Annotated in this window: 17 protein-coding genes; 9 read left to right on the forward strand and 8 right to left on the reverse strand. The window is 50.6% G+C overall.

Features of this window, described 5'->3' with window-relative positions; translation table 11 throughout:
• Positions 1–243 precede the first annotated feature (243 nt).
• The 6 genes from IPN95_29990 to IPN95_30015 all read left to right on the forward strand — a co-directional run bounded on the left by IPN95_29990 (position 244) and on the right by IPN95_30015 (position 5,837).
• Complete coding sequence (locus IPN95_29990) at positions 244–2,064, forward strand: hypothetical protein (GenBank protein MBK9453544.1); 1,821 nt, start codon at positions 244–246, stop codon at positions 2,062–2,064.
• 5 nt (positions 2,065–2,069) lie between these two features.
• The gene (locus IPN95_29995) at positions 2,070–2,636 is read left to right on the forward strand and encodes a hypothetical protein (GenBank protein ID MBK9453545.1); all 567 of its coding nucleotides are present in this window, start codon (positions 2,070–2,072) and stop codon (positions 2,634–2,636) included.
• Positions 2,637–2,733: 97 nt separating this feature from the next.
• Positions 2,734–4,425 carry a hypothetical protein gene (locus IPN95_30000; GenBank protein ID MBK9453546.1) on the forward strand — a complete coding sequence of 564 codons (1,692 nt, stop codon included), beginning with the start codon at positions 2,734–2,736 and terminating at the stop codon, positions 4,423–4,425.
• A gap of 11 nt (positions 4,426–4,436) precedes the next feature.
• The gene (locus IPN95_30005) at positions 4,437–5,075 is read left to right on the forward strand and encodes a hypothetical protein (protein MBK9453547.1); all 639 of its coding nucleotides are present in this window, start codon (positions 4,437–4,439) and stop codon (positions 5,073–5,075) included.
• A 53-nt stretch (positions 5,076–5,128) separates the two neighbouring features.
• Entirely contained in the window at positions 5,129–5,380 is a 252-nt protein-coding gene (locus IPN95_30010; protein MBK9453548.1) for a hypothetical protein, read from the forward strand.
• 7 nt (positions 5,381–5,387) lie between these two features.
• Positions 5,388–5,837, forward strand: coding sequence for a hypothetical protein (locus IPN95_30015; protein MBK9453549.1), 450 nt, complete (start codon positions 5,388–5,390; stop codon positions 5,835–5,837).
• A 193-nt stretch (positions 5,838–6,030) separates the two neighbouring features.
• On the opposite strand, the gene IPN95_30020 is transcribed toward IPN95_30015, so the two are convergent.
• Positions 6,031–7,212 (reverse strand): outer membrane beta-barrel protein, encoded by a 1,182-nt coding sequence (locus tag IPN95_30020; GenBank protein ID MBK9453550.1) that lies wholly within the window; start codon positions 7,210–7,212, stop codon positions 6,031–6,033.
• A 100-nt stretch (positions 7,213–7,312) separates the two neighbouring features.
• Entirely contained in the window at positions 7,313–8,344 is a 1,032-nt protein-coding gene (locus IPN95_30025; protein MBK9453551.1) for a hypothetical protein, read from the reverse strand.
• 480 nt (positions 8,345–8,824) lie between these two features.
• Here IPN95_30025 and IPN95_30030 point away from each other — a divergent pair, with 480 nt between their 5' ends.
• From IPN95_30030 to IPN95_30040, 3 genes are all read left to right on the forward strand, one after another.
• Positions 8,825–9,838 carry a hypothetical protein gene (locus IPN95_30030; GenBank protein ID MBK9453552.1) on the forward strand — a complete coding sequence of 338 codons (1,014 nt, stop codon included), beginning with the start codon at positions 8,825–8,827 and terminating at the stop codon, positions 9,836–9,838.
• A 294-nt stretch (positions 9,839–10,132) separates the two neighbouring features.
• A complete protein-coding gene (locus IPN95_30035; GenBank protein MBK9453553.1) occupies positions 10,133–11,152 on the forward strand; it encodes a hypothetical protein in 1,020 nt (339 codons plus the stop codon).
• Positions 11,149–12,492 (forward strand): hypothetical protein, encoded by a 1,344-nt coding sequence (locus IPN95_30040; GenBank protein MBK9453554.1) that lies wholly within the window; start codon positions 11,149–11,151, stop codon positions 12,490–12,492. Before IPN95_30035 ends, IPN95_30040 begins: the two co-directional genes overlap by 4 nt.
• A gap of 85 nt (positions 12,493–12,577) precedes the next feature.
• Here the strand turns inward: IPN95_30040 and IPN95_30045 are convergent, their stop codons facing one another.
• From IPN95_30045 to IPN95_30070, 6 genes are all read right to left on the reverse strand, one after another.
• A complete protein-coding gene (locus IPN95_30045; GenBank protein MBK9453555.1) occupies positions 12,578–13,993 on the reverse strand; it encodes an FAD-binding protein in 1,416 nt (471 codons plus the stop codon).
• Between the two features lie 39 nt (positions 13,994–14,032).
• Entirely contained in the window at positions 14,033–14,446 is a 414-nt protein-coding gene (locus IPN95_30050) for a DUF393 domain-containing protein (GenBank protein MBK9453556.1), read from the reverse strand.
• Complete coding sequence (locus IPN95_30055) at positions 14,446–16,281, reverse strand: hypothetical protein (protein MBK9453557.1); 1,836 nt, start codon at positions 16,279–16,281, stop codon at positions 14,446–14,448. Before IPN95_30055 ends, IPN95_30050 begins: the two co-directional genes overlap by 1 nt.
• Positions 16,278–16,865 carry an RNAase gene (locus IPN95_30060; GenBank protein ID MBK9453558.1) on the reverse strand — a complete coding sequence of 196 codons (588 nt, stop codon included), beginning with the start codon at positions 16,863–16,865 and terminating at the stop codon, positions 16,278–16,280. The genes IPN95_30055 and IPN95_30060 overlap by 4 nt, the downstream gene beginning before the upstream one ends.
• Before the next feature lie 10 nt (positions 16,866–16,875).
• A complete protein-coding gene (locus IPN95_30065) occupies positions 16,876–17,946 on the reverse strand; it encodes a M42 family metallopeptidase (protein MBK9453559.1) in 1,071 nt (356 codons plus the stop codon).
• Between the two features lie 220 nt (positions 17,947–18,166).
• A complete protein-coding gene (locus tag IPN95_30070; protein MBK9453560.1) occupies positions 18,167–19,714 on the reverse strand; it encodes an acyl-CoA carboxylase subunit beta in 1,548 nt (515 codons plus the stop codon).
• Between the last annotated feature and the right edge of the window lie 88 nt (positions 19,715–19,802).

The raw sequence follows: 19,802 nt of genomic DNA on the forward strand, positions 1-19,802 counted from the left end.
TTGCGTCGGGGATTCATTGACCAACACGACATCGATGGCAAGTGCAGGTTCAATTGTTAGCTGTCATGAAATTGATCGCGGCCACATCTGTCAAGCCGTCTATGACCCGGGCAAAAATCAATTTCGTTTGGAGCGGCTGAAGATTAACGATTGTAATTGAGCACCTTGCTCTTTTTAGAAAAAGTCTTGATCCTGAATCCAGCACCTTGATTTACGCTCACGATTTTTATATCTTTAGGGAAGATGGGACTCTTCGACGGAATCAATAATCCTTGGGCACCTGGAGGTCAAATGGCCTCTAGGTTGCCTTGGGCACAGGCAGGCCACAGCTATGGCTGGGGACATGGAAATGAGTTCTTCCACCCCAAGACCAAGGAGCAAATCCAGGAGGAGGCCTTGATGCAATTGGCGGTGCTGGCTGTGGTTTTGGTGGCGCCCGCGTTGGTGGGTGCTGGCGGGGGCGCAGGTGCTGGTGGCAGCCTTGGAAGTGGTGCTGGGACGGCTGGTGGCAGCCTTGGATCTGGTGGCGGCATCGGCGGCAGTGTCGGTGCAGGGATGGGAACATCTGCGGAGGCGGCCGGTGGCATACTCACGCAAGCGGAGGCAGTGTCTGGCTTCGTGGACACGACCTTGTCGGCGGCGCCATTGGTGCCTGCTGCAGGTGCAGGATCAGGCGCTGCGGCGGCATCCGGTGGCGGGGGAGCCTTGGCTGGGGTGCTGGGTGTTGCCCAGGTTTTGATGCCGTTTTTGCAGGGGGATTCCCGGCGGGTGCTACAAAAGGCGGCGGCAATGGGCGAGGAGGAACTGAACCGCGGCTTGCATCAGCTTTCAAGGCCGGGTACACAGCGCGTAGAGTTGCTGGAAGAGGGGCTCGGCCGCCTCGGCGGATCGCCCGTGGATCGGATGACGCCTCGGAGATTGGGGATGCGGCAGGACTTGCCGTTCCATGAATCTGTACCGATGTTGGTGGAGTTGAAGGAGGAGATCCGGCGGCGGCCAAGACTGCAGGCAGAGTTGCGGAAGGTCATGCGGGAGAATTGTTGTGCGCCGGTGTTGACGGTGCAGGCAACTGGGGAGGTTCGATCGGTCATGAAGCGGCAGATTGGGGGGCCTTTGAATCCTTGGGAATATAGCAATTCACCGACCCCTATGGCAGAGCTGCCAAGAAAGGTAAATCTTATTGAACATGGAGAGAAGCTCACCTTTGAAGACGGAGAAATGGAGGCCTGGTTTTGGAATGTTTATTTTCCAGCGATGTCCAAAGAAGATAAAGATACTATCTTGAAGCTTAGTAATAGCTGCACTACAAGGTACCATGTAAGTTTCAACGATCTTCCCGCCAAAGGAGAAGAAGGCGGTACAATCTTTAATTTTGATCTGAATCGAATTGATCTGCTAATTTCAAAGAAATACCTAGACTATTTAGATTCAAAGGGAAAAGTTGACTATTCCCAGACCGTAGCTATTTTGGGTGACGAGTTTCAGCATTGTCTTCAATTTGAAACTGGAGAAATGGCATACATTGAAACTACAATTTCCACTGGCAAAAAGGAGGCAATCCCGGTGGGTTATGATGTAGCGGATGAGATCGAATCCCAAGACGGAGGACTTAGGGCGACAGAAGCTTATATTCGAAATGTGATTCTTAAAGATGAAAAATCAAGAGGCGAGTTTTTAACTACGAAGGAAGGCAGAGTGAATGGATATTTGTTGTTGAATCCCAATCAAGATAATCCAAGCACTGGCTTATCATTTCAGTACATGAAGGAAGTTAGGAACCCATTCCCTACCACGGTAAGGCAACTAACCCCAAAAGAGTTTCTCCTCAAGTACCGATATTCTGCTGCTTATTTCAAGCTCGGGGAATTTAAGGAAGGTGTGAAATCAACGCTGGCGTATGCCACCTCCAATGATTCTGAAAAGTACCCAATGCTGGTTCTGAACAAAGTTGATAAGTTTGTCTTGGGAAGGAGAATGCCAGAAACGTCCGATCGCATTGTCACCGGAATTGTTTGGGTTAGATCGCCAAGTGATTGTACTCGAATTCTTGAACTCCAACGATGATGATTATGTTACGCTTTGCATGGTTATCATTCTTGGTTGTATCAATTTCTCAGGTCACCACCGCCCAATCCCACTTGGAGTTTGTTGCGGATTCCTTCGGTGTTGCGACTCCGCAAGTATTGTGGGGAATGGACACTGACGCTCGAATTGTTGCAAGGCTCGATACAGTTGTTTTAGAGGTTGGCCCAAGGCCAATGTTTCAATTGACATGTGATAAATTATTCATTATCAATTCTTACGCATTCGGCTCTGAGCTGGGACGAACAACCAATATTGCATTTGCATTTTTTGAAGTAAGTTCAGATGGGATTCAGCTTAAGGAATTTTATTCGACAAAGATGAATCATGCTGACGATACCCCGTCCTATTTCGAATTGGAGCAAAGTGGGGATTTTCTCGTTTTCTCACATCACAGTCGGGGCTCATCCTTTGTGCGCCAGTACAAAATTGAATTGACCTCCTATGAACGAGGTGATATTGAGCTTATTTGTAAGGAATTTCAGCGATGGCACAAGCTTTTCAGGAATTCCAAGCTGAACAGCCCAAGGGCGATATGTGTCGACGGTCTTTGAAGGGAAATGCCGAATCGTCCTTATCTGGTTCAAGATCTTTTTACTAATTGTCACTTGAAAACAAAGGTTTTCTACAACATTTAAAATAGAGGCAACGATGGGATACTTTGAGGACATCCAAAATCCATGGTCTCCAGGGGGGCAGATGTCTCCCCGGATGCCTTGGGCGCAGCCCGGCCTGAACTATGGCTGGGGACATGGAAATGAGTTCTTCCACCCCAAGACCAAGGAGCAAATCCAGGAGGAGGCCTTGATGCAATTGGCGGTGCTGGCTGTGGTTTTGGTGGCGCCCGCATTGGTGGGTGCTGGCGGGGGCGCAGGTGCTGGTGGAAGCCTTGGAAGTGGTGCTGGGACGGCTGGTGGCAGCCTTGGATCTGGTGGCGGCATCGGCAGCAGTGTCGGTGCAGGCATGGGAACATCTGCTGAGGCGGCCGGTGGCATGCTCACGCAAGCGGAGGCAGTGTCTGGCTTGGTGGACTCGACTTTGATGGCAGCGCCTATGGTGCCTGCTGCAGGTGCAGGAGCTGCTGCGGCATCAGGTGGCGGGGGAGCCTTGGCTGGGGTGCTGGGTGCGATGCAGGCCTTACGGCCGTTTTTGCAGGGGGATTCGGGGCGGGTGCTTAGGTCCGCCGCACAAAAAGGACCTGAACATTTGAACCGTGAGCTCCATCGACGCACCAAGGATTGTGACTGCCCGCCCAAACCCAAGTTCAGGACAGAAGATTGGCAACACAAATATGAGGATTGTGGTTGCAAAAGCGGGGATTCGAAAAGTGGTGCCAACCATAGCCATCTCAATTTGGATGGCAAGCCCCATGATGCAGTGCCAGCGCTTGAAAACGTGATCGATATGCTCAGGAAGGATATCAGTTTGCAAAACGAACTTCGTAAAGTGGATCATTGTTGTACAACTTCTCTAAGCGCGGGCGCCCAGCGGAAACTCATGAAAGGGATCGGGGAGAGTTTGCCTTTGAGTAGGAGTGGGATCAAGGCTTTAGAGGGGGTGATGGATTTTTCGGTCCCAAACGACCTGTCGGAATCAACACGCCGGTCAGGCTTTAATATCAAAAAGTACTCTGGATTTGTAGGATCTATTATCGAAAGATATTTTGATTATTTGCTGATCACGAATAGTGTAATGCAGAAATATCTAAATCCATATCGAAACGGTGCTGATTTTGATGCGATGTATGAACTAAGATTTGACGAACTTGGTGACCGGAAAGAATCTGCAAATACCGTTCATTTATTTGTTAGCCGAGGCGTGCCTTGGAAGGATATTGACTTTGCAAGAACCACATTTGAATCAAGGTGCAAAGCCTTTCGACCTCCCAATGAGGCAATGGAACCGATGAGCGCAAATGATAATTTTCTTATACGAACGGACCTTGCGATTGCACGAACGGTTATTCATGAGGCAATTCATGCATATCTAGGTTGGAAAACGGATCACGATGAGTGGTTCAAAGCAGAGTTGGTCAACGATTACGATGGAGATGAGCATGAATATATGGCATCAAAGCTTCGAGATGTGCTCATCGAAGGCATGAAAGAATTTGCAAATGACGCAGGCGTTGATGGCCTATCGGATCATGATTTCGATATTCTAAGTTGGGTAGGTCTGCAGCAAACCAATGAATACCAAAAGCAATTCCCTACGTTAGAGGATCGAGAACGTCATTCCCTAGAAGTAATCAAACTGGAATTTTCCAATAATGGCTTTGGAGACGTTAGTTCTAACTCATACAGGGCGAAACGGGCTTATCTTCTTAAAAAGTGTCCTGAATAATTTGTCGGGTTATGATGATCGAATTTTTTGCTTTGGCGTTCAATCGAAGTCTATTGTCGGCCGTGACGATAATTTTTGTGGTACTTGGAAATTCACATTGCCAAACGAAGTCAATCGAATATCAGCTTTATCAAGGCAAAAGATTGGATGAAAAGGTCATCCGGACTTATCTGCAAGATTCCATGTGGGTGGACAGTGTGTTTCTAGCAAGTGATAAGCGCTTTTCTTATTGTGATACTTTTGAAGTTGACAATGGTATTTGGTATCAACATTTTCACGGAGTTAGAAGTGTCTTTTTTTCTAAGGAGTACTTTAATCTAGGGAAGGCCACCTGCCGATATGCTCACCTTGATAGCTCCATATACTTGGGATTCAACCACTATGAGTTGGTTCCTGATTCCCAAATTGACACTCTTGTTTCTGGTCATCAACTTTATGCGTTTTATGTCTATGCAAATAGTAATGGTTTCCGAAAATGCATTGAAAATATCTATTTTGATCCCCAAATTGGAATTGTCCGGCATTTCGTCTTGTTCGGCCACGATGTACGACTTCGACAGTTTATTGTGAATCAAAAAACGACTATTGAATACCAATGGAAAAGCGAAAATTTGCCGATAGATATATTGGGCAGAAGGAAAAGTGATTGATCAGAGGATGCACAATTCTGCTCAATACAATGTGAAACTCTTAGAAGTGAACAATGTTGCATTTGGTAGTTGCCTTTGAATTGGGGATTAGTCTTGAGCCATCTGATCCTGAGCTGAAAGCTGCGTATGACACCTATAAAATTAGCAATCATACTGAGGACGATGAAGAAAAATTGACTGATGGTATTCGGAAATGGAAGAAAGGGACAATAAGAGCAACCGGATTGCCTGCAATTGAACACTGCCGACGGAAAGGTGAAATGTATAGGGCGCAATATTTACGTGATCATCAGGTACAACATTGAAAAAAAGATGGGTTTGAACACTGGATCAATCGCTATTTGGATGGTCTTTGCCGTTTTGGGTACTTGTCTGAACTTGGGAGGTGGTGTATTCGCACAAAATCAATCGTGCCTCGCGAATAATGCCGCCATAGACTATCTCTTTGGCTATCAGAGCCCACATGATACCATCGATGCTGAAGGGAAATGGGATGTTGTAGGATATACAAAATTAATTGTGATGGTGAGGCTGGATGCTGGGGAAAAGAAATGTCTCTCTCGGCTTAACCGGGAACAAATACTGAGATTGCTTCGTAACCCTTTGAATGACTATGCGATGAATCTTATTCTCTACGATTATTTTGACCTTGATGCAGGATACTTGGGACAACTGAATTTAAAGGATTGGAAAAAACAACAAAAAGCATTGGATATTCACTATGGGAAGCAAACGCTTAGGCGTCATCCACTAAACTATTAATCGACAGCGGCGACAGTAGGCAGCCTCATGCTGGATAAGCAGTCGAATCCCTGTATCAAGATATCATCATATGTGAATTTCATCGAGGGCCAATTTAGTAAAATCAGCCCGTCGCGCCCTTGAGAATTGCAGTCAAATTGGCGGTGCATCGGATGATCTGCGCATCCTCAGTCGAAAAAAGCTAGGAAGTCCTTCAAAACCAAACCCCAAGCGCGGTGATTCCTTCGAGGCGGTAATGGTGGAATTCGCCTTTCCAATAGAAAATGTCCTCCAATTCTGTCGTTTGCAGGTACCTGCTTTCCAGCCGCAAATAGGCATTGGGAAGGGGTTTGAATTCGATTCCTAACGTTCCCGCGACAAGGTTGATGCCTACCAGTTGGTGGTTGGAATTTTCGACGGGACCCGTCAGGATTTCGTCGCTGTCCTCAAAAAATTCACCTCGCGCATAGATGCCAAAATGCTCGAATTTGTATTTCGCAAGGAGGATCCCACTGTAGATGAATGCCATTGCCGTGCTATCCGCCAACCCTGAATTCGTCTGCATTCCGAAATTGAATTCGGCACCGAAATCCACCTTTTCCCCGCGGTAGACATAGTAGATATCATTGTAGAGTCTGTTTTTTGCCACCATTCCGTCTGTGGCCTCGTTCGAGAAAATCGAATTCAGCGTGACAGCCGCCTTCGGACCAAAAACATAGATTGCAGAGGCGCCAAAGGCTTTGTTGCGGTTGTTTTCGATGAAATTGTTGAATCCGTTGAATGCCTGCACCTGCAGCGTCAATTTCTCCGAGGCCAGGAAACTGAGCTTCGCCCCACTCAGAAAATAAGGCTCGAAATAGGTGGTGACCGCAATGCTTGTGGTCACGTTTTCACGCGGTTGAATGCTCTCCATGCCGATATGCGTGCGAAAAAAGCCGGCATCGAGCCAGATTTTAGGATGAAAACGCAACCCGATATTGGCCTCCTGAATCATGTTCAATCGTGGATCCCAACTGCTCAGTGGAATGTCTCCGAATTGCAGGCCAAGATTACCCCTTGCCTTGTTGCTCGAATACTGCGCTGAGAGATAGAGCATATTGAGCCCGAATTGGCGGTTGCGCGGGGCTGACGTCGGAAATTTTTGGAATTCGGTGCCGGTCGAATCGCTGTAAAGGGCAAAATAGGCCTCCCCGAATCCGCCGATTTTGAATTTGGATTCGGTGGAATCTCCCTCAGGAAGCGATTGATAGAGGTAAAAGGTCTGCTTTTCGTAAATGTTGATCTTGTGACTGTTGGCTGCCGTCTGCATTTCCAGCATTTTCAGCCGTGCCTCGAGTTTGTGAAGCCGCGTGCTGTCTGCTTGTGCGAATGCAGGGGCCTGGGAAATGAAAACCAAAGAGCCCAAAAGGCATGCGACGAGGATCGGCCAATTCAATTTTGCCCCACCGTGTCGTGAGGGAAAGGCGTCGCCGATTTGATTCCCCGAATGCATCGACTCACCTCACCGTCGCTTCCCAGGTTTTGCCCGGTGTGATCGCCGCTGGACGCGTGCGCCATTGCGCCTCCTCAATTTGTTTGCGACCTTCCAATCGCCCTTCAACTTCCGTCACCCCAAACAGCGGATAGGTTTCGCCGTCAAAGCAAAGGAATCCGCGCGCGCCTGCGATGCGTGTGCCCGCAAGCAACAGGTATTCCGTCGTTTGAAAGTCTTGCGAAATCAGCTTGAACATGGCTTGACGGCCCTCGATGCTGAAGGTTCCCTGCCATTCGGTCGGAAACTCATAAAATCCGAGGCGCTTCCAAGCCGTCGCTTCCACCTGCAAGTTTTCAGCAAGAGCCGAAACGCTATCAAGTAGGAGCGACAAGTTCATTTCGCCAGCAAGTGGCACAAAATCCTTCGCATTTGTGCGCACCATACTCATGATGCCCGATTCGCCGACACCCACATGAAAGGCCTCGCGGTGAGATCCTTTGGCATTGGCAAAATAAAGGTCTGAGCTTCCCATACCAAGGTGCAAGTCGTCACGCATATACACTTTGCCGGTCAACTTCCGGTCCTTCCAAGTCAGGGAACCCGCACCATTGGCAATGACCATCTGCGCATTCCGGCTTTTACTTTTGAGTGCCACCTGATCTGCGAGAACACTCAGATGCAGGTCGTTTTCATCACTGTGAACCGACATTTTGGGTTGGTAACCTGCTGCGAATTGGTATTGCCATTCGCCGCCGATGCGTTTGCCGCTGTTTTTCTGAAACGGCTTGCCGTAGGGGTTTTTGAGTTTGACCCAACCGCTGTTTTCATCATACAACCAAGCTGCCTGCGAAGCCTGCGTCCAATCCCACTTGTCGCCGCGTGATTGGGTGTTTTCCATCACAAATACGACTTTGCCTTTGGCATCTTGCCCGGCAAAGACGATAAAGCCTCGGTGACAGGACTTTCCGGCGGCATGGAGCTCCCCGCCGAACATCGACATTCCCAGAAATGTGGATAACGCAAGCGCAAGTTGGGTGAATTTATAAAATTTCATTGAATACGAGGAGGTTAATACTTGGCTAAACTAAGTGGCTTTGTGGATAAATGCAAGTTATCCACATAATTTTATACAAATGTGGATTGTGGCCTTTTGTCACGCAGAGCGAAGCGAAGCGTCTGAAACGACTTAAACACCCCACGCTGACCACCGTAGCTTGCTGCCCTGCTTACAGATGCATTCCCACGCTCCGCTCTGGACAGGCTGCTTCGCTCTGCATGACCGGGGGCCCAGTCACGCAGAGCTTCGTTGTCACGCAGAGCGAAGCGAAGCGTCTACAGCTACTGAAACACCCCACGCTGACCACCGTAGCTTGCTACCCTGCTTACAGATGCATCGCTTCGCTCTGCATGACCCGGGGGGCGCACCGCATGACAGAGGGGAGCTATGCATTACCATAGCCGTAGTCACCTGATGACGCCAAGAATTCCCCCCGCATACCTTGCAATTCCCTCCAATTCCAAGGAAATTGACCACATGAATCAAAACAATCGCAGAATGGCCATGGCGAGGCTCGTCGATCCGCTCTTCTTGATGGCCTTGGCGTTGCTGTTGCTCAATGATCTTGTTTGGAAAGCAGCTTTTCACAACAGTATCACGGGGAAGCTCAGCGATTTTGCAGGGCTGTATGCCTTCGTTTGGGTTGGATTGTGCCTTTTGCCGCGATCGAAAAAATGGCTGCCTTGGTTGGTCGGCATCCTCTTTTGTTGGTGGAAATCGACATTTTCCCAATTGGCCATCGATGCTTGGAATGGGTTGGATTTGTGGAGGATCGACCGCGTCGTGGACATGTGGGATTGCCTTGCCTTGGTTGTGCTCCCGCTTGCCGTTTGGAAATTTGGCCGAAAGCAAATTCAGCCTTGGCAAGTTGCCTTGCCGCTTGCTGTTCCTTGTTTAGTGGCAACCGTATCAATTTTTGCATTTGTGGCGACAAGCTCGAAGCAGGAATTTGCCTACAAAGACACCTATTCTTTCGAACGCCCCTTGCAATCGGTTGTCAATGAGCTGAATCGGATCGACGCAATGCACGGCGAGTTGAATTCTGAGTTAAGCATTCACCACGAAAACGCCAACGATTTCCGACAAGAAGGTGACCTTCGATTCTATTATCGCCATAGTAAGGATTTCGAATTGCGAAACGACACCACGTGGGCGTCCATGGATGACAGTGTGTTTATTGATGAAATTCGCACCTACGAGGTGCGTAAAGTGGATAGCATTTACCTGAATCCCGAAGGTGATTTTGTATGGCGATTCAGCAATTTGGAGGCTGGAGTTCCAGATTCTGTCCGTGAATGCCTTTCGCTTGAAGCGTTTTTGGGTTTAGAGGGTAAGGCAAACCAAACAAAACTCTCGCTGAAGTCAATTCACCTCCTCAACTGCTTGAACTTGATGCATATCCCTGATGGTGATCAGCCTGAAAATATGATCAAAGCAATGTTTGAAAGAGAGGTCATCCAGCCCTTACAAGCGACGCTTGGGCGACAATAAGGTCCGGAAGCTCAGGGATTTTCCTGCAACGTCATTCATACGACACCTTGCAGATTGATTTTGCCCCGTCACCTCCTTAAATTTAGTGTAGAATCATCCCCCAACGTCCATCGGGGAGATCAGCAGGCAATGCTTGCCCCGTTCTTTAACCCAAGTTGATATAGGATTGTGCCGGCTCCCCAAGGGTCGGCATGCCTTTTTTATAGGGGATCCATTCGGCGTAAAAACCTTGCGCATCTCAGCAATTCCGAGGCAAATTCGCTAATTTTCACCCTCACAAAGCGCAGCAAAGATTTGGACACAACACAAAAGCAATTGTTTCGACGGGTTTCCTGTTGGGTGGGCGTCTTGTTGATCCCCCTCTTTTTACTTGCTTGCACGACGCAAGGGCAGGAGGGAGGAACAGCCGTAGACAGTGACGGTGGCCATAGCCGCGAAGCCTTGGTCGATGCGTTCCGGGCAAATGGGAATTTGCTCTATGTCTATGGAACAGGGGACTCCGCGGCCGCGACTGCCTACCGCAAGCTCCTCAGCGAAATTTCGTCGGTCAGTCGCCGCACCAAAGCCATTATTCGCAGCGACAAAGAAGTGACCGATGCCGAATTGCACCAATACCCGCTATATCTGCTCGGAACGCCCGCCAACAACGCTGTCTTGGCGCGTTTGTTGCCACAATTGCCCTTTTACGTCGCTGAAAAAACGGTCGATTTCAACCAACAGCAATACGGCGACCATCCCGTTTTGAGTCTGGGATTTTATCCGAATCCGTTGGCGCCGGGTTTGCCGCTCAGTTTGATGACAGGCCTTGACGATCAGGACATTCTTGACAACATCACCGCACGTTTCAAAGGACAGTATTTCTGGTTTGCGTTTTCGGGATGGGGCTACGAACTCTATGACGGCGGTGCGCGCAAAGTCATGGGATTTTTCAACGAGGAAGATCCCAAACAATGGAAAATCGGCGGCAAAACGCATTGGGATTTTACGCACGACGGCGAAGTGATCGAGGAAGAATTTGAGGGAATGCGTTTTTTCAACCATCAAATCAAATTCCGGACGAAATCTTATGCAAAGGCCTTGGCTGACTCCGTTGGCAATCAATTGGATTGGCAACAAAAAGAAATCGGGGAACTATTGGGATTGGCGATTCCGCAGCGGAAGATGGAGGTGCATTTGTACCCGTCGATCGAGTTGAAGGGCTTGCCACAGGTGATACCCGACCCATCAGCAGCGGAAATGATGGCAAAAGCCTGTTTTTGGCGATTCATCCCGAATTCGTTGGCCGCGATTTTCCAGAAGTGCATCTCCCCATGATTCGCCAACTATTGCCGAAGACAGCTTTTCCCTGTTTGGAATTGGGTTTGGCAGTTTGGCCGCAAAGTTCCTGGGAATTCACAGGCTGGCGCTATTGGGCGGGTCTGTTGGCGAATGGTGGAAACGCGTTGTCGATTCGTGAATTGACAGATGCCGAGATTTGGGCGCATGAATCACCTTATCTGAAAGGCTGCATGTCAGCGGCTTTGGTGGATTTTCTGATCTCGAAATGGGGAAAAGAGGCCTTTCTGAAAGTCTATTCGGATAAGAATGCCTTGGACCAATTGCGGGCTCCTAACTTGGAGACTGAATTTCTGGCACATCTGAAAAACTATTCGCAAGCGCCGCCCAAGCATCAGAACTTGCCCCATCGCGTTGCTTTGCCGGATTTCCACAAAGCCTTCAATTTCGCCCACGAAGGTTACCAGATTTTTAACGGCTATGCTTCCACGGAAGCGACCGTTTCCATGGATTATCTGGCCAAAAACCTGCATTGCAATATCGTGGCAGTGATTCCCTATTCGGGTTATCAAGACGTGAACAAACCCAGTTGGCTCGAATTTTCAGACGGCGCGGGCGCGGAAAACGACGAAAGTATCGTTCACAGCCTTTGGAGTGCCCAACAGGCGGGTATGCAAACCATGCTCAAGCCACAAGTTTGGCCTTGGAACAGCTGGACCGGCGAAATCGCCATGCAATCCGAAGAGGATTGGGCCATCTTTTTTGACCGCTATTTCCGCTGGATCCGGCATTATGCGATCATGGGCGAAATGTATGGCGCAGATGTGCTTTGTGTCGGCGTCGAATTCAGCAAGGCGACCTTGCAGCGCCCCGACGATTGGCGGCGGATGATCCAACGCTTGCGACCGATATTCTCGGGGAAAATCACCTACGCTGCCAATTGGGGTGACGAATTTGAACAATGCAAGTTTTGGGATGCGGTCGACTACATTGGCATCAATTGTTATTATCCGCTGACCAAAAAGGACAAACCCAGCCAAAAGGACCTCGACCGGGGATTCTCGGAGATTCTGGACAAAGTCGAAATCGCTGCAAAAACCGCACAAAAAGAAGTGCTGTTCACTGAAATCGGCTTCCGTTCCGTGGAACGTACCTGGCAAAATCCCCATGCCGAGGCCGATGACCGCGCTTCAGATTTTAAATCGCAAGAAATGTGCTACAAGTCCATGATCCAAGGATTGTCAGCAAGACCTTGGTGCAAAGGTGTTTACCTATGGAAATGGCCGGCCTACATGGACGACGCTAAATACGACCTCCGTGGATTCACGCCGCTCGGCCGACCCAGTGAAAAGTTGGTGGAGGAGTGGTTTAGAAGGTAGTTTTTTTGAATTCCGGCCACGAAGACACAAAGGCACGAAGAAATGCTGCTTGACTTTGTGTCTCCGTGTCTTCGTGGCCAATTTCTCAGACTCCCGGAAACATCTTCCCCGGATTCAGAATGCCCTTGGGATCAAACACTTCCTTGATCCGTTTCATCAGATCCAGCTCGACATTGGAAAATGGAATGTCCATGTATTCCTTCTGAACGAGGCCGATGCCGTGCTCGCCGCTGAGCGTGCCGCCGAGTGAAACCGTGTATTCAAAAATCTCCCGAACGGCTTTGTCGGTCCTTTCGGCCCAGTCGCCTACATTTTCCTTGGGTCTTGGAATGTGCACGTGCAGGTTCCCGTCGCCGGCGTGGCCGAAGCAAAACGCTTCGATCTCGTACTTTTTGGCGGTGGTTTTGATGCATGTCCAGAGTTTGGCGAGTTCGGCGCGGGGCACCACGGTGTCTTCTTCCTTGATCATGCGGCCCGCGCGGGTGGCTTCACCGATGGTGCGCCGCACTTTCCAGAGCCGATTTTGCTCTTCCGCCGTTTCCGCCAGCAGGATTTCACCGCTGTTGAATTGGCTGAGGACGGCATAAATCGCCTCGCATTCGCTCATGATGCGTTCGGGGTGGTTGCCATCGACCTCGATCAGGAGTTGCGCTTCGATGCCTTCGGTTTGGAAGGGAAATTCGCCAAGGAAGGCTTGCGCAAGGTCAATGGCTTCCTTTTCCATGAATTCCAATGCCGAAGGCGTGATCCCAGCCCTGAAAATGGCCGAAACGGCGTCGCAAGCCTGTTCGGCAGACGCAAAAGGCGCCAACATCACCATTTGATGGGTCGGGTGGGGGATGAGCCGCAGGGTCGCCTCGGTGACGATGCCCAGGGTCCCTTCGCTGCCGACCATCAACTGCGTGAGGTTGTAGCCCGTCGAATTTTTCAATGTCTTGGCGCCCGTGCGAATGATGTCGCCCGAAGGCAAGACCACTTCAAGATCAAGGACATAGTCCTTGACGATGCCATATTTCACGGCCCTGAGTCCGCCCGAATTCTCCGCGATGTTGCCACCGATATAGCAACTGCCGCGGCTTGCCGGATCGACGGGATAAAACAGGCCGACGGCCGCGACGGCATCCTGCAAAACCTGCGTGATCACGGCGGGTTGCGTGGTCACTTGCAGGTTGCGTTCATCGATGTGGAGAATGCGGTTGAGGCGGTCGGTCGCCAGAATGAGACCGCCGTGGACGGCTAACATGCCTCCGCTCAGGCCCGTGCGAGCGCCCGCAGGCGTGACCACGATGTTGCGCGCATGACAATGGCGCATCACCGCCGCGATTTCTTGCGCATTCGCAGGCTTCACGACCAGGTCCGGCACAAAATGCAGGTCCTCGGTATAGTCATGGGAATAGGATTCCATGCCTTCGGCGGACTGAATCACAAATTCAGCGCCGACGATGGCGGCAAATGCCTCAGTGTCTTGCTGTTCGATTTTTTGAAAGGAGCCGATGGCCATTGAAGGAAGTATTTGCTGGCAAAATTACGCCCGTTTCCCTCACTCCAGCAAAAACCGTGCAATCTCCTCCGGCGTCGGGATGCGGCAGGTTTCCTTTTGGCCGAACCAGCGGTAGCGGTTGTTGGCAATGATCTTGTAGAAAAAGTCCCGGATGAAAGGCGGAATGATGATCAATCCGTAAGCCAAAAACCAAGGGAAACGCAACAAACGCGCGATCCGCAACGCCGCCGAACTCCGTTTGTAGAGTTTGCCATTCTGCACCAAATAGACCGTCGAAACTGCATCCGGATCCTCCCCGAATTTTTCCAACAAGGCCCGCCCGGGCGGATTCTGATTCGCCGTAAACAACAAATCGGGGCGTTTTTCCCATTTCATGATGAAATCCACGGAGGCATTGCAGAGTTCGCAAACACCGTCAAAAATCAGGATGGGGCGATCGGATTCAGTGGCCATTATTTCGGGACTTGCAATTTTTGGATCAAACTGTCGGAAAGATAACGCCATTCGCCCTGAATCAACTGCATTTCGCCCAAATGGGTTTCAGCAATGAGTTTTCCGTGGGCATCGGGATCGAGGGGATATTCACGGATCACGACTTGGGCAGAGGTGGCTGTTTGCAAAATGGGAACCTCAGTGCGCCAGCGCAACCAACATTGCAAGATGGCTTCATTGGCTTTGCCAGGTTCGTACTCCAAGGCGGTGACAATACGTTCAGCCATCGGCAGGATATTTTCCTTTCTGAATTTGATCGCTTTAGCTTCTTGGTCAAGGTCTAAAGTTGTTCCTTGGGCCGTGACAGGTATAAACCAGCCGTATTTCACGGTTGATCCGCGTAAAAACGAATAGGTGGGATAGGCGGAAAAAGGCCAACTGTGAATCCCGAAGGCGCCGCAGGTCCAGTTGAGCGTGATCAACACCGCACTTGTCGCAACACTGACCCGAAGCCATCTTGCCGCCGATAGTTTTCTAAACGCTGTGGAAGGCCTGAGGGGGAATTTTTTTCGCAAACGGAGTAGCCACCGACCGCGTTGGATACGTGGCGAACGGTTCCAGACAATATCCACAACTGCCCAAACCAAAAGGCCCGGAATGATTTGGGAAGCTCCGACAAAAATTCCAAGATTCATGACCGCAAGGATCAACAAAAGCCAGGCGAGCCAACGTCGTTGCCGTTGCCGAAACCATTTCACCCATCGCTCCACTGAAAAGTAGGAGAGATGCGCCGTTTTCAAGTATGTGAAGTCGATTTTTAGAAAATAGCCGTTCAGATTGTGGAAAAGAACCGCTTCCCAAGCAGCAGCACGCCGTCCGCGAGGGGTCAGGATCATCAGCGGATATGCCAATTCGAAGAGAATAACCCCCAACGCCGCGACATTGCAAAGCAGAGGCCATTGATCCACACGCACCCAAGGTACGTCATTGAATTGCTCCAACCATTCCGTCCGTAGAAGATTGACCGGGTTGTCGCTCAATGCCCAAAAGAATCCAACTTCGTAGAGTTTGCGGAAGCCGCTAAAGAAATATACGCCCGCCAACGTCAATGTGATGGCACGTAATACAAGCCCATGTGCCAAATCCGGTTGCTTGGATATCCTGATGCCTCTGATGCGTGCAAAAATGCCGTCCAAGGACCAAACATGATAGTTGGGGGCAAAGGCCAAAATTACTGTGATCCAAAAGAAAAATTGGTAGTGGCTGAGTTTCCCATAGAACTGCGGCACTCCAAAAAGGTAAAATACAAGCGGAATGAGCATGATCAGGGACATACGGGTGAAAATACCCAAGGTCGCCATGCCGCTCAGCAGTATTCCCAAAGCCAAGGCAATGTTGTAAAGCGTGGGCGAGATGGGAAGGATGTCGATGAGCCACCCGACAAAGGGGAGGGGCTGTCGCGCCGCGTGGGGAAGCGCTGCCAATGGCGCCCAATATTGCGGCACATAAAAAATGAAATGCGTGAAGATGACGCTGCAAAGCAGTATCCGCATCATCGCCACCGTGTAGGGAGAGCCGGATTCGAAAAAAAAGCATTTGATCCTATAAGCCCAAAGGCGCCGATGCAACACAATGGAAAGGCCAAGGTGCCCGCCTAAAGTCACAAGAAAGAACCGGCTCAGACGGAGTTGATGGTAGAAAAAGCGTTCAGGTTCTGGATAAAGTAGCCCCCACCACCAGTACAGCAACAAGAAACCAATGAAATAGGAGCCAAATAGAAGAAGGTGCCAACGCATCGTCCTTTTCCAGACCCCCTCTTTTTCAGGATCTAACGCCGTTGCCTTCCAATCCATCATTCCTTGAGGACCAAGTCAATGCACATGACCGAGGCGATGATCAATTGCCGCATCGGATCATTGGGTGCGACCGACGGTTCGATCGAAAGCATGTAGTTGTCTGCGGTGGTGAAAAGCTCTTTGCCGAATCCCGCCCATTTTTTGGTGACCCGCGCAAATTGCTGATTGTCTCTTTCGAAGGTGAAGTCCCAGCTTGTCCATTTGCCGCGCAATGTGCACATCAGGCTGCCATCGGGTGCGAGCAAGTCAAATTTGCCGCCGATCGACAGCATTTTCTGCCGGAAAGTTCCCACCAATTGGCCGTTTTCGTCAAAAACCTCCACCACCGAACGGAAAAAGGTCCATCCACGTTTGACCGTGATCAACGTCTTCCCTTCCGGCGTTTTGATGTCGATCGCAAATGGCGTCATCCGTTTGTAGTCGGAAAAACGCAGCATTTTGGTAAAAAATGGCATGTTCTCCTCTCGGCAAATGAGGATGATCGCTTTGGATTCGGGATCGAGAATGTCAAAGTTCTTGGAGGCTTTGAACATGCCCACATGCTCCTTGACAAAAAACATGCTGCGGTTGAGAATGGGATTCATAGGAATAAACTTAGTCGAAATAACTGAATTTTTGGCCGTTTTCGAGGCTGAGGACAAAGTTGTGCATGAAGTTGACTGTCGCTTCGACGTCGTCTTTGTGTACCATTTCCACGGTCGTGTGCATGTAGCGCAGGGGCACGGAGACAAGCGCAGAGGCCACGCCCGTATGCGAGTAGGCGAAGGCATCGGTGTCGGTTCCCGTTGCACGGCTCGCGGCATCGTATTGGAAGGCAATTTCCTTGTCCTTGGCCACCCCGACGAGGTGGGCCAACAACTTGTTGTGCACCGCAGGGCCGATCATCAGCACGGGGCCACGGCCGCAGCGAATGTCGCCGTTTTCGAATTTGTCGACCATCGGGGTCGAGGTATCGTGGGTCACGTCGGTGACCAATGCCACGTCGGGACGAAGGCGCTCGGCAATCATTTGCGCGCCGCGCATCCCCACTTCCTCCTGCACCGAATTTACAAAATACAAGGTATAGTCAGGCCGTTGACGGGCTTCGTGCAGCCTGCGGGCGACTTCGGCGATCATAAATCCGCCCAAGCGGTTGTCCAGGGCGCGGCCTGTGAAGTAGCGGTCGTTCAGAATCTGAAATTCCTCGTCAAACAAAACCACAGAACCGGTGTGGATACCCATGGCGCGGACTTCGGCTTCGTTGGCAGCACCTACGTCGATGAAGATGTTGGTGAGTTTGGGCGTTTCCTCACGGCCTTTGGTGCGGGTATGGATGGCAGGCCAACCAAAAAGGCCCTTGACGATGCCGTTGTCCCCGAAAATGGTGACGCGTTTGGACGGGGCGATGATATGGTCGCTGCCGCCGTTGCGCTTCACGTAGATGAAGCCATCTGTGGTGATATGGCTCACAAACCAGGAAATTTCGTCGGCATGCGCCGCCAAAACCACCTTGTAGCTTGCGCCGGGATTGACCACCGCGACGGCGTTCCCGTAGGTGTCGGTGATAAATTCATCGACATAAGGACGCATGTAATCCATCCAGATTTTCTGGCCCTGGGATTCAAACCCCGTCGGTGCGGGGTTATTCAAGTAGCGCGTAAGGAAGTCCAGACTTTTTTCGTCCATATTGATTCAGGAATACATGTAAAAATATAGAAGTGCGGCCACTGCGCGCGATCCTCTTTACCATCCAACCGCAAAGTCCCCCTCACGGTTGAACATGCCCGCTCGCGGAACAGGCGCCGACGCAAATTACCGCAAAGTACACGAGGCAAAACGCTCCACGCTCTCAACTCTCAACTCTCCACTCTCAACTTTTCACTCTTCACTTTTCACTTTTCACTTCTCAAAGCGGAATATTTCCATGCTTCTTCTTCGGCTGCTTTTCTGCCTTGTTTTCAGCCATTTCGAAGGCGCGGATGAGCTTGGCTCTTGTGTCTTCGGGCTTGATCACTTCGTCGATGTAGCCGCGGCCTGCCGCGCGGTACGGCGTGGCGAAGATGCGCTCATATTCGGCGACTTTGGCGTTGAGTGCTGCTGTCGGGTCTTCTGCTTCCGAAATTTCCTTACGGAAAATGATTTCGGCTGCGCCTTTGGCACCCATGACGGCGATTTCTGCCATCGGCCAAGCGTAGTTCATGTCGGCACCGATATGCTTGGAGTTCATCACGTCGTAGGCCCCGCCGTAGGCTTTGCGCGTGATGACGGTGATGCGCGGCACAGTCGCTTCGCAGAAGGCATACAGCAACTTCGCACCGTTCGTGATGATGGCATTCCACTCCTGATCCGTTCCCGGCAAGAAGCCCGGCACGTCTTCAAATACCAGCAGCGGAATGTTGAAGGCATCGCAGAAACGCACAAAACGTGCGCCTTTTTTCGAGGCATTGATGTCCAAAACCCCGGCCAAAACCGAAGGTTGGTTGGCAACGATGCCGATGCTGCGACCCGCCAAGCGGGCAAAGCCCACGACAATATTGCCGGCATAGTCGGCATGCACTTCCATGAACGATTCGGTATCACAGACCAATTCGATCACTTCCTTGATGTCGTAAGGCTGATTGGCGGTTTCCGGAACGATGTTGTTCAGGGCAGGAATTTTTTGGAGGAGGTCGCCTTCAAATGGCAGAATCGTTGGTTCTTCCTCACAATTCTGCGGCATATAGCTCAACAGGCGCTTGATGCCGTTGAGGCAGGCGATTTCGTTGGCGTAGGTGAAGTGCGTCACGCCGCTTTTGGTGGCATGGGTCGATGCTCCGCCGAGTTCTTCGGAGGTCACATCCTCATGCGTCACCGTTTTCACGACGTGCGGGCCGGTCACAAACATATAAGAGGTCTGCTCGACCATCATGATGAAGTCCGTAATGGCGGGACTGTACACCGCACCACCGGCGCAAGGGCCCATGATGGCAGAAATCTGCGGCACCAATCCGGAAGCGAGTGTGTTGCGGTAGAAGATGTCGGCATAAGCGCCCAAGGAAACCACGCCTTCCTGAATACGTGCGCCTCCCGAATCGTTGAGTCCGATCACAGGAGCGCCATTTTTCATCGCCAAGTCCATGATCCGCACGATCTTTTCGGCATGCGCTTCCGAAAGCGATCCGCCGAAGACGGTGAAATCCTGGCTGAAAACATAAACCATCCGGCCATTGATCTTGCCAAATCCGGTCACGACACCATCGCCCAAGATGCGCTGCTTTTCCAACCCGAATTCATGGGAGCGGTGCTCGACAAATCGGCCAATTTCTTCGAATGTGCCCTTGTCCATGAGCAATTCCAAACGTTCGCGGGCCGTGAGTTTGCCTTTTTTGTGTTGGTCTTCGATCCGTTTTTCGCCGCCGCCCAAAAGGCTCAGTGCGGTTTTATTTTCAAGCTTTTCAAAGGCTTTTTCGTGCATCTTGCTGTATTTTTCTAATGAAATTGCCGCAGAATGCCATCCTGATGAAGGGAAGTGGCCATCTTGAAGCGGGGCAAAAATACCAAAA

Source organism: Bacteroidota bacterium (genome assembly GCA_016718825.1).
Lineage (GTDB): Bacteria > Bacteroidota > Bacteroidia > J057 > JADKCL01 > JADKCL01.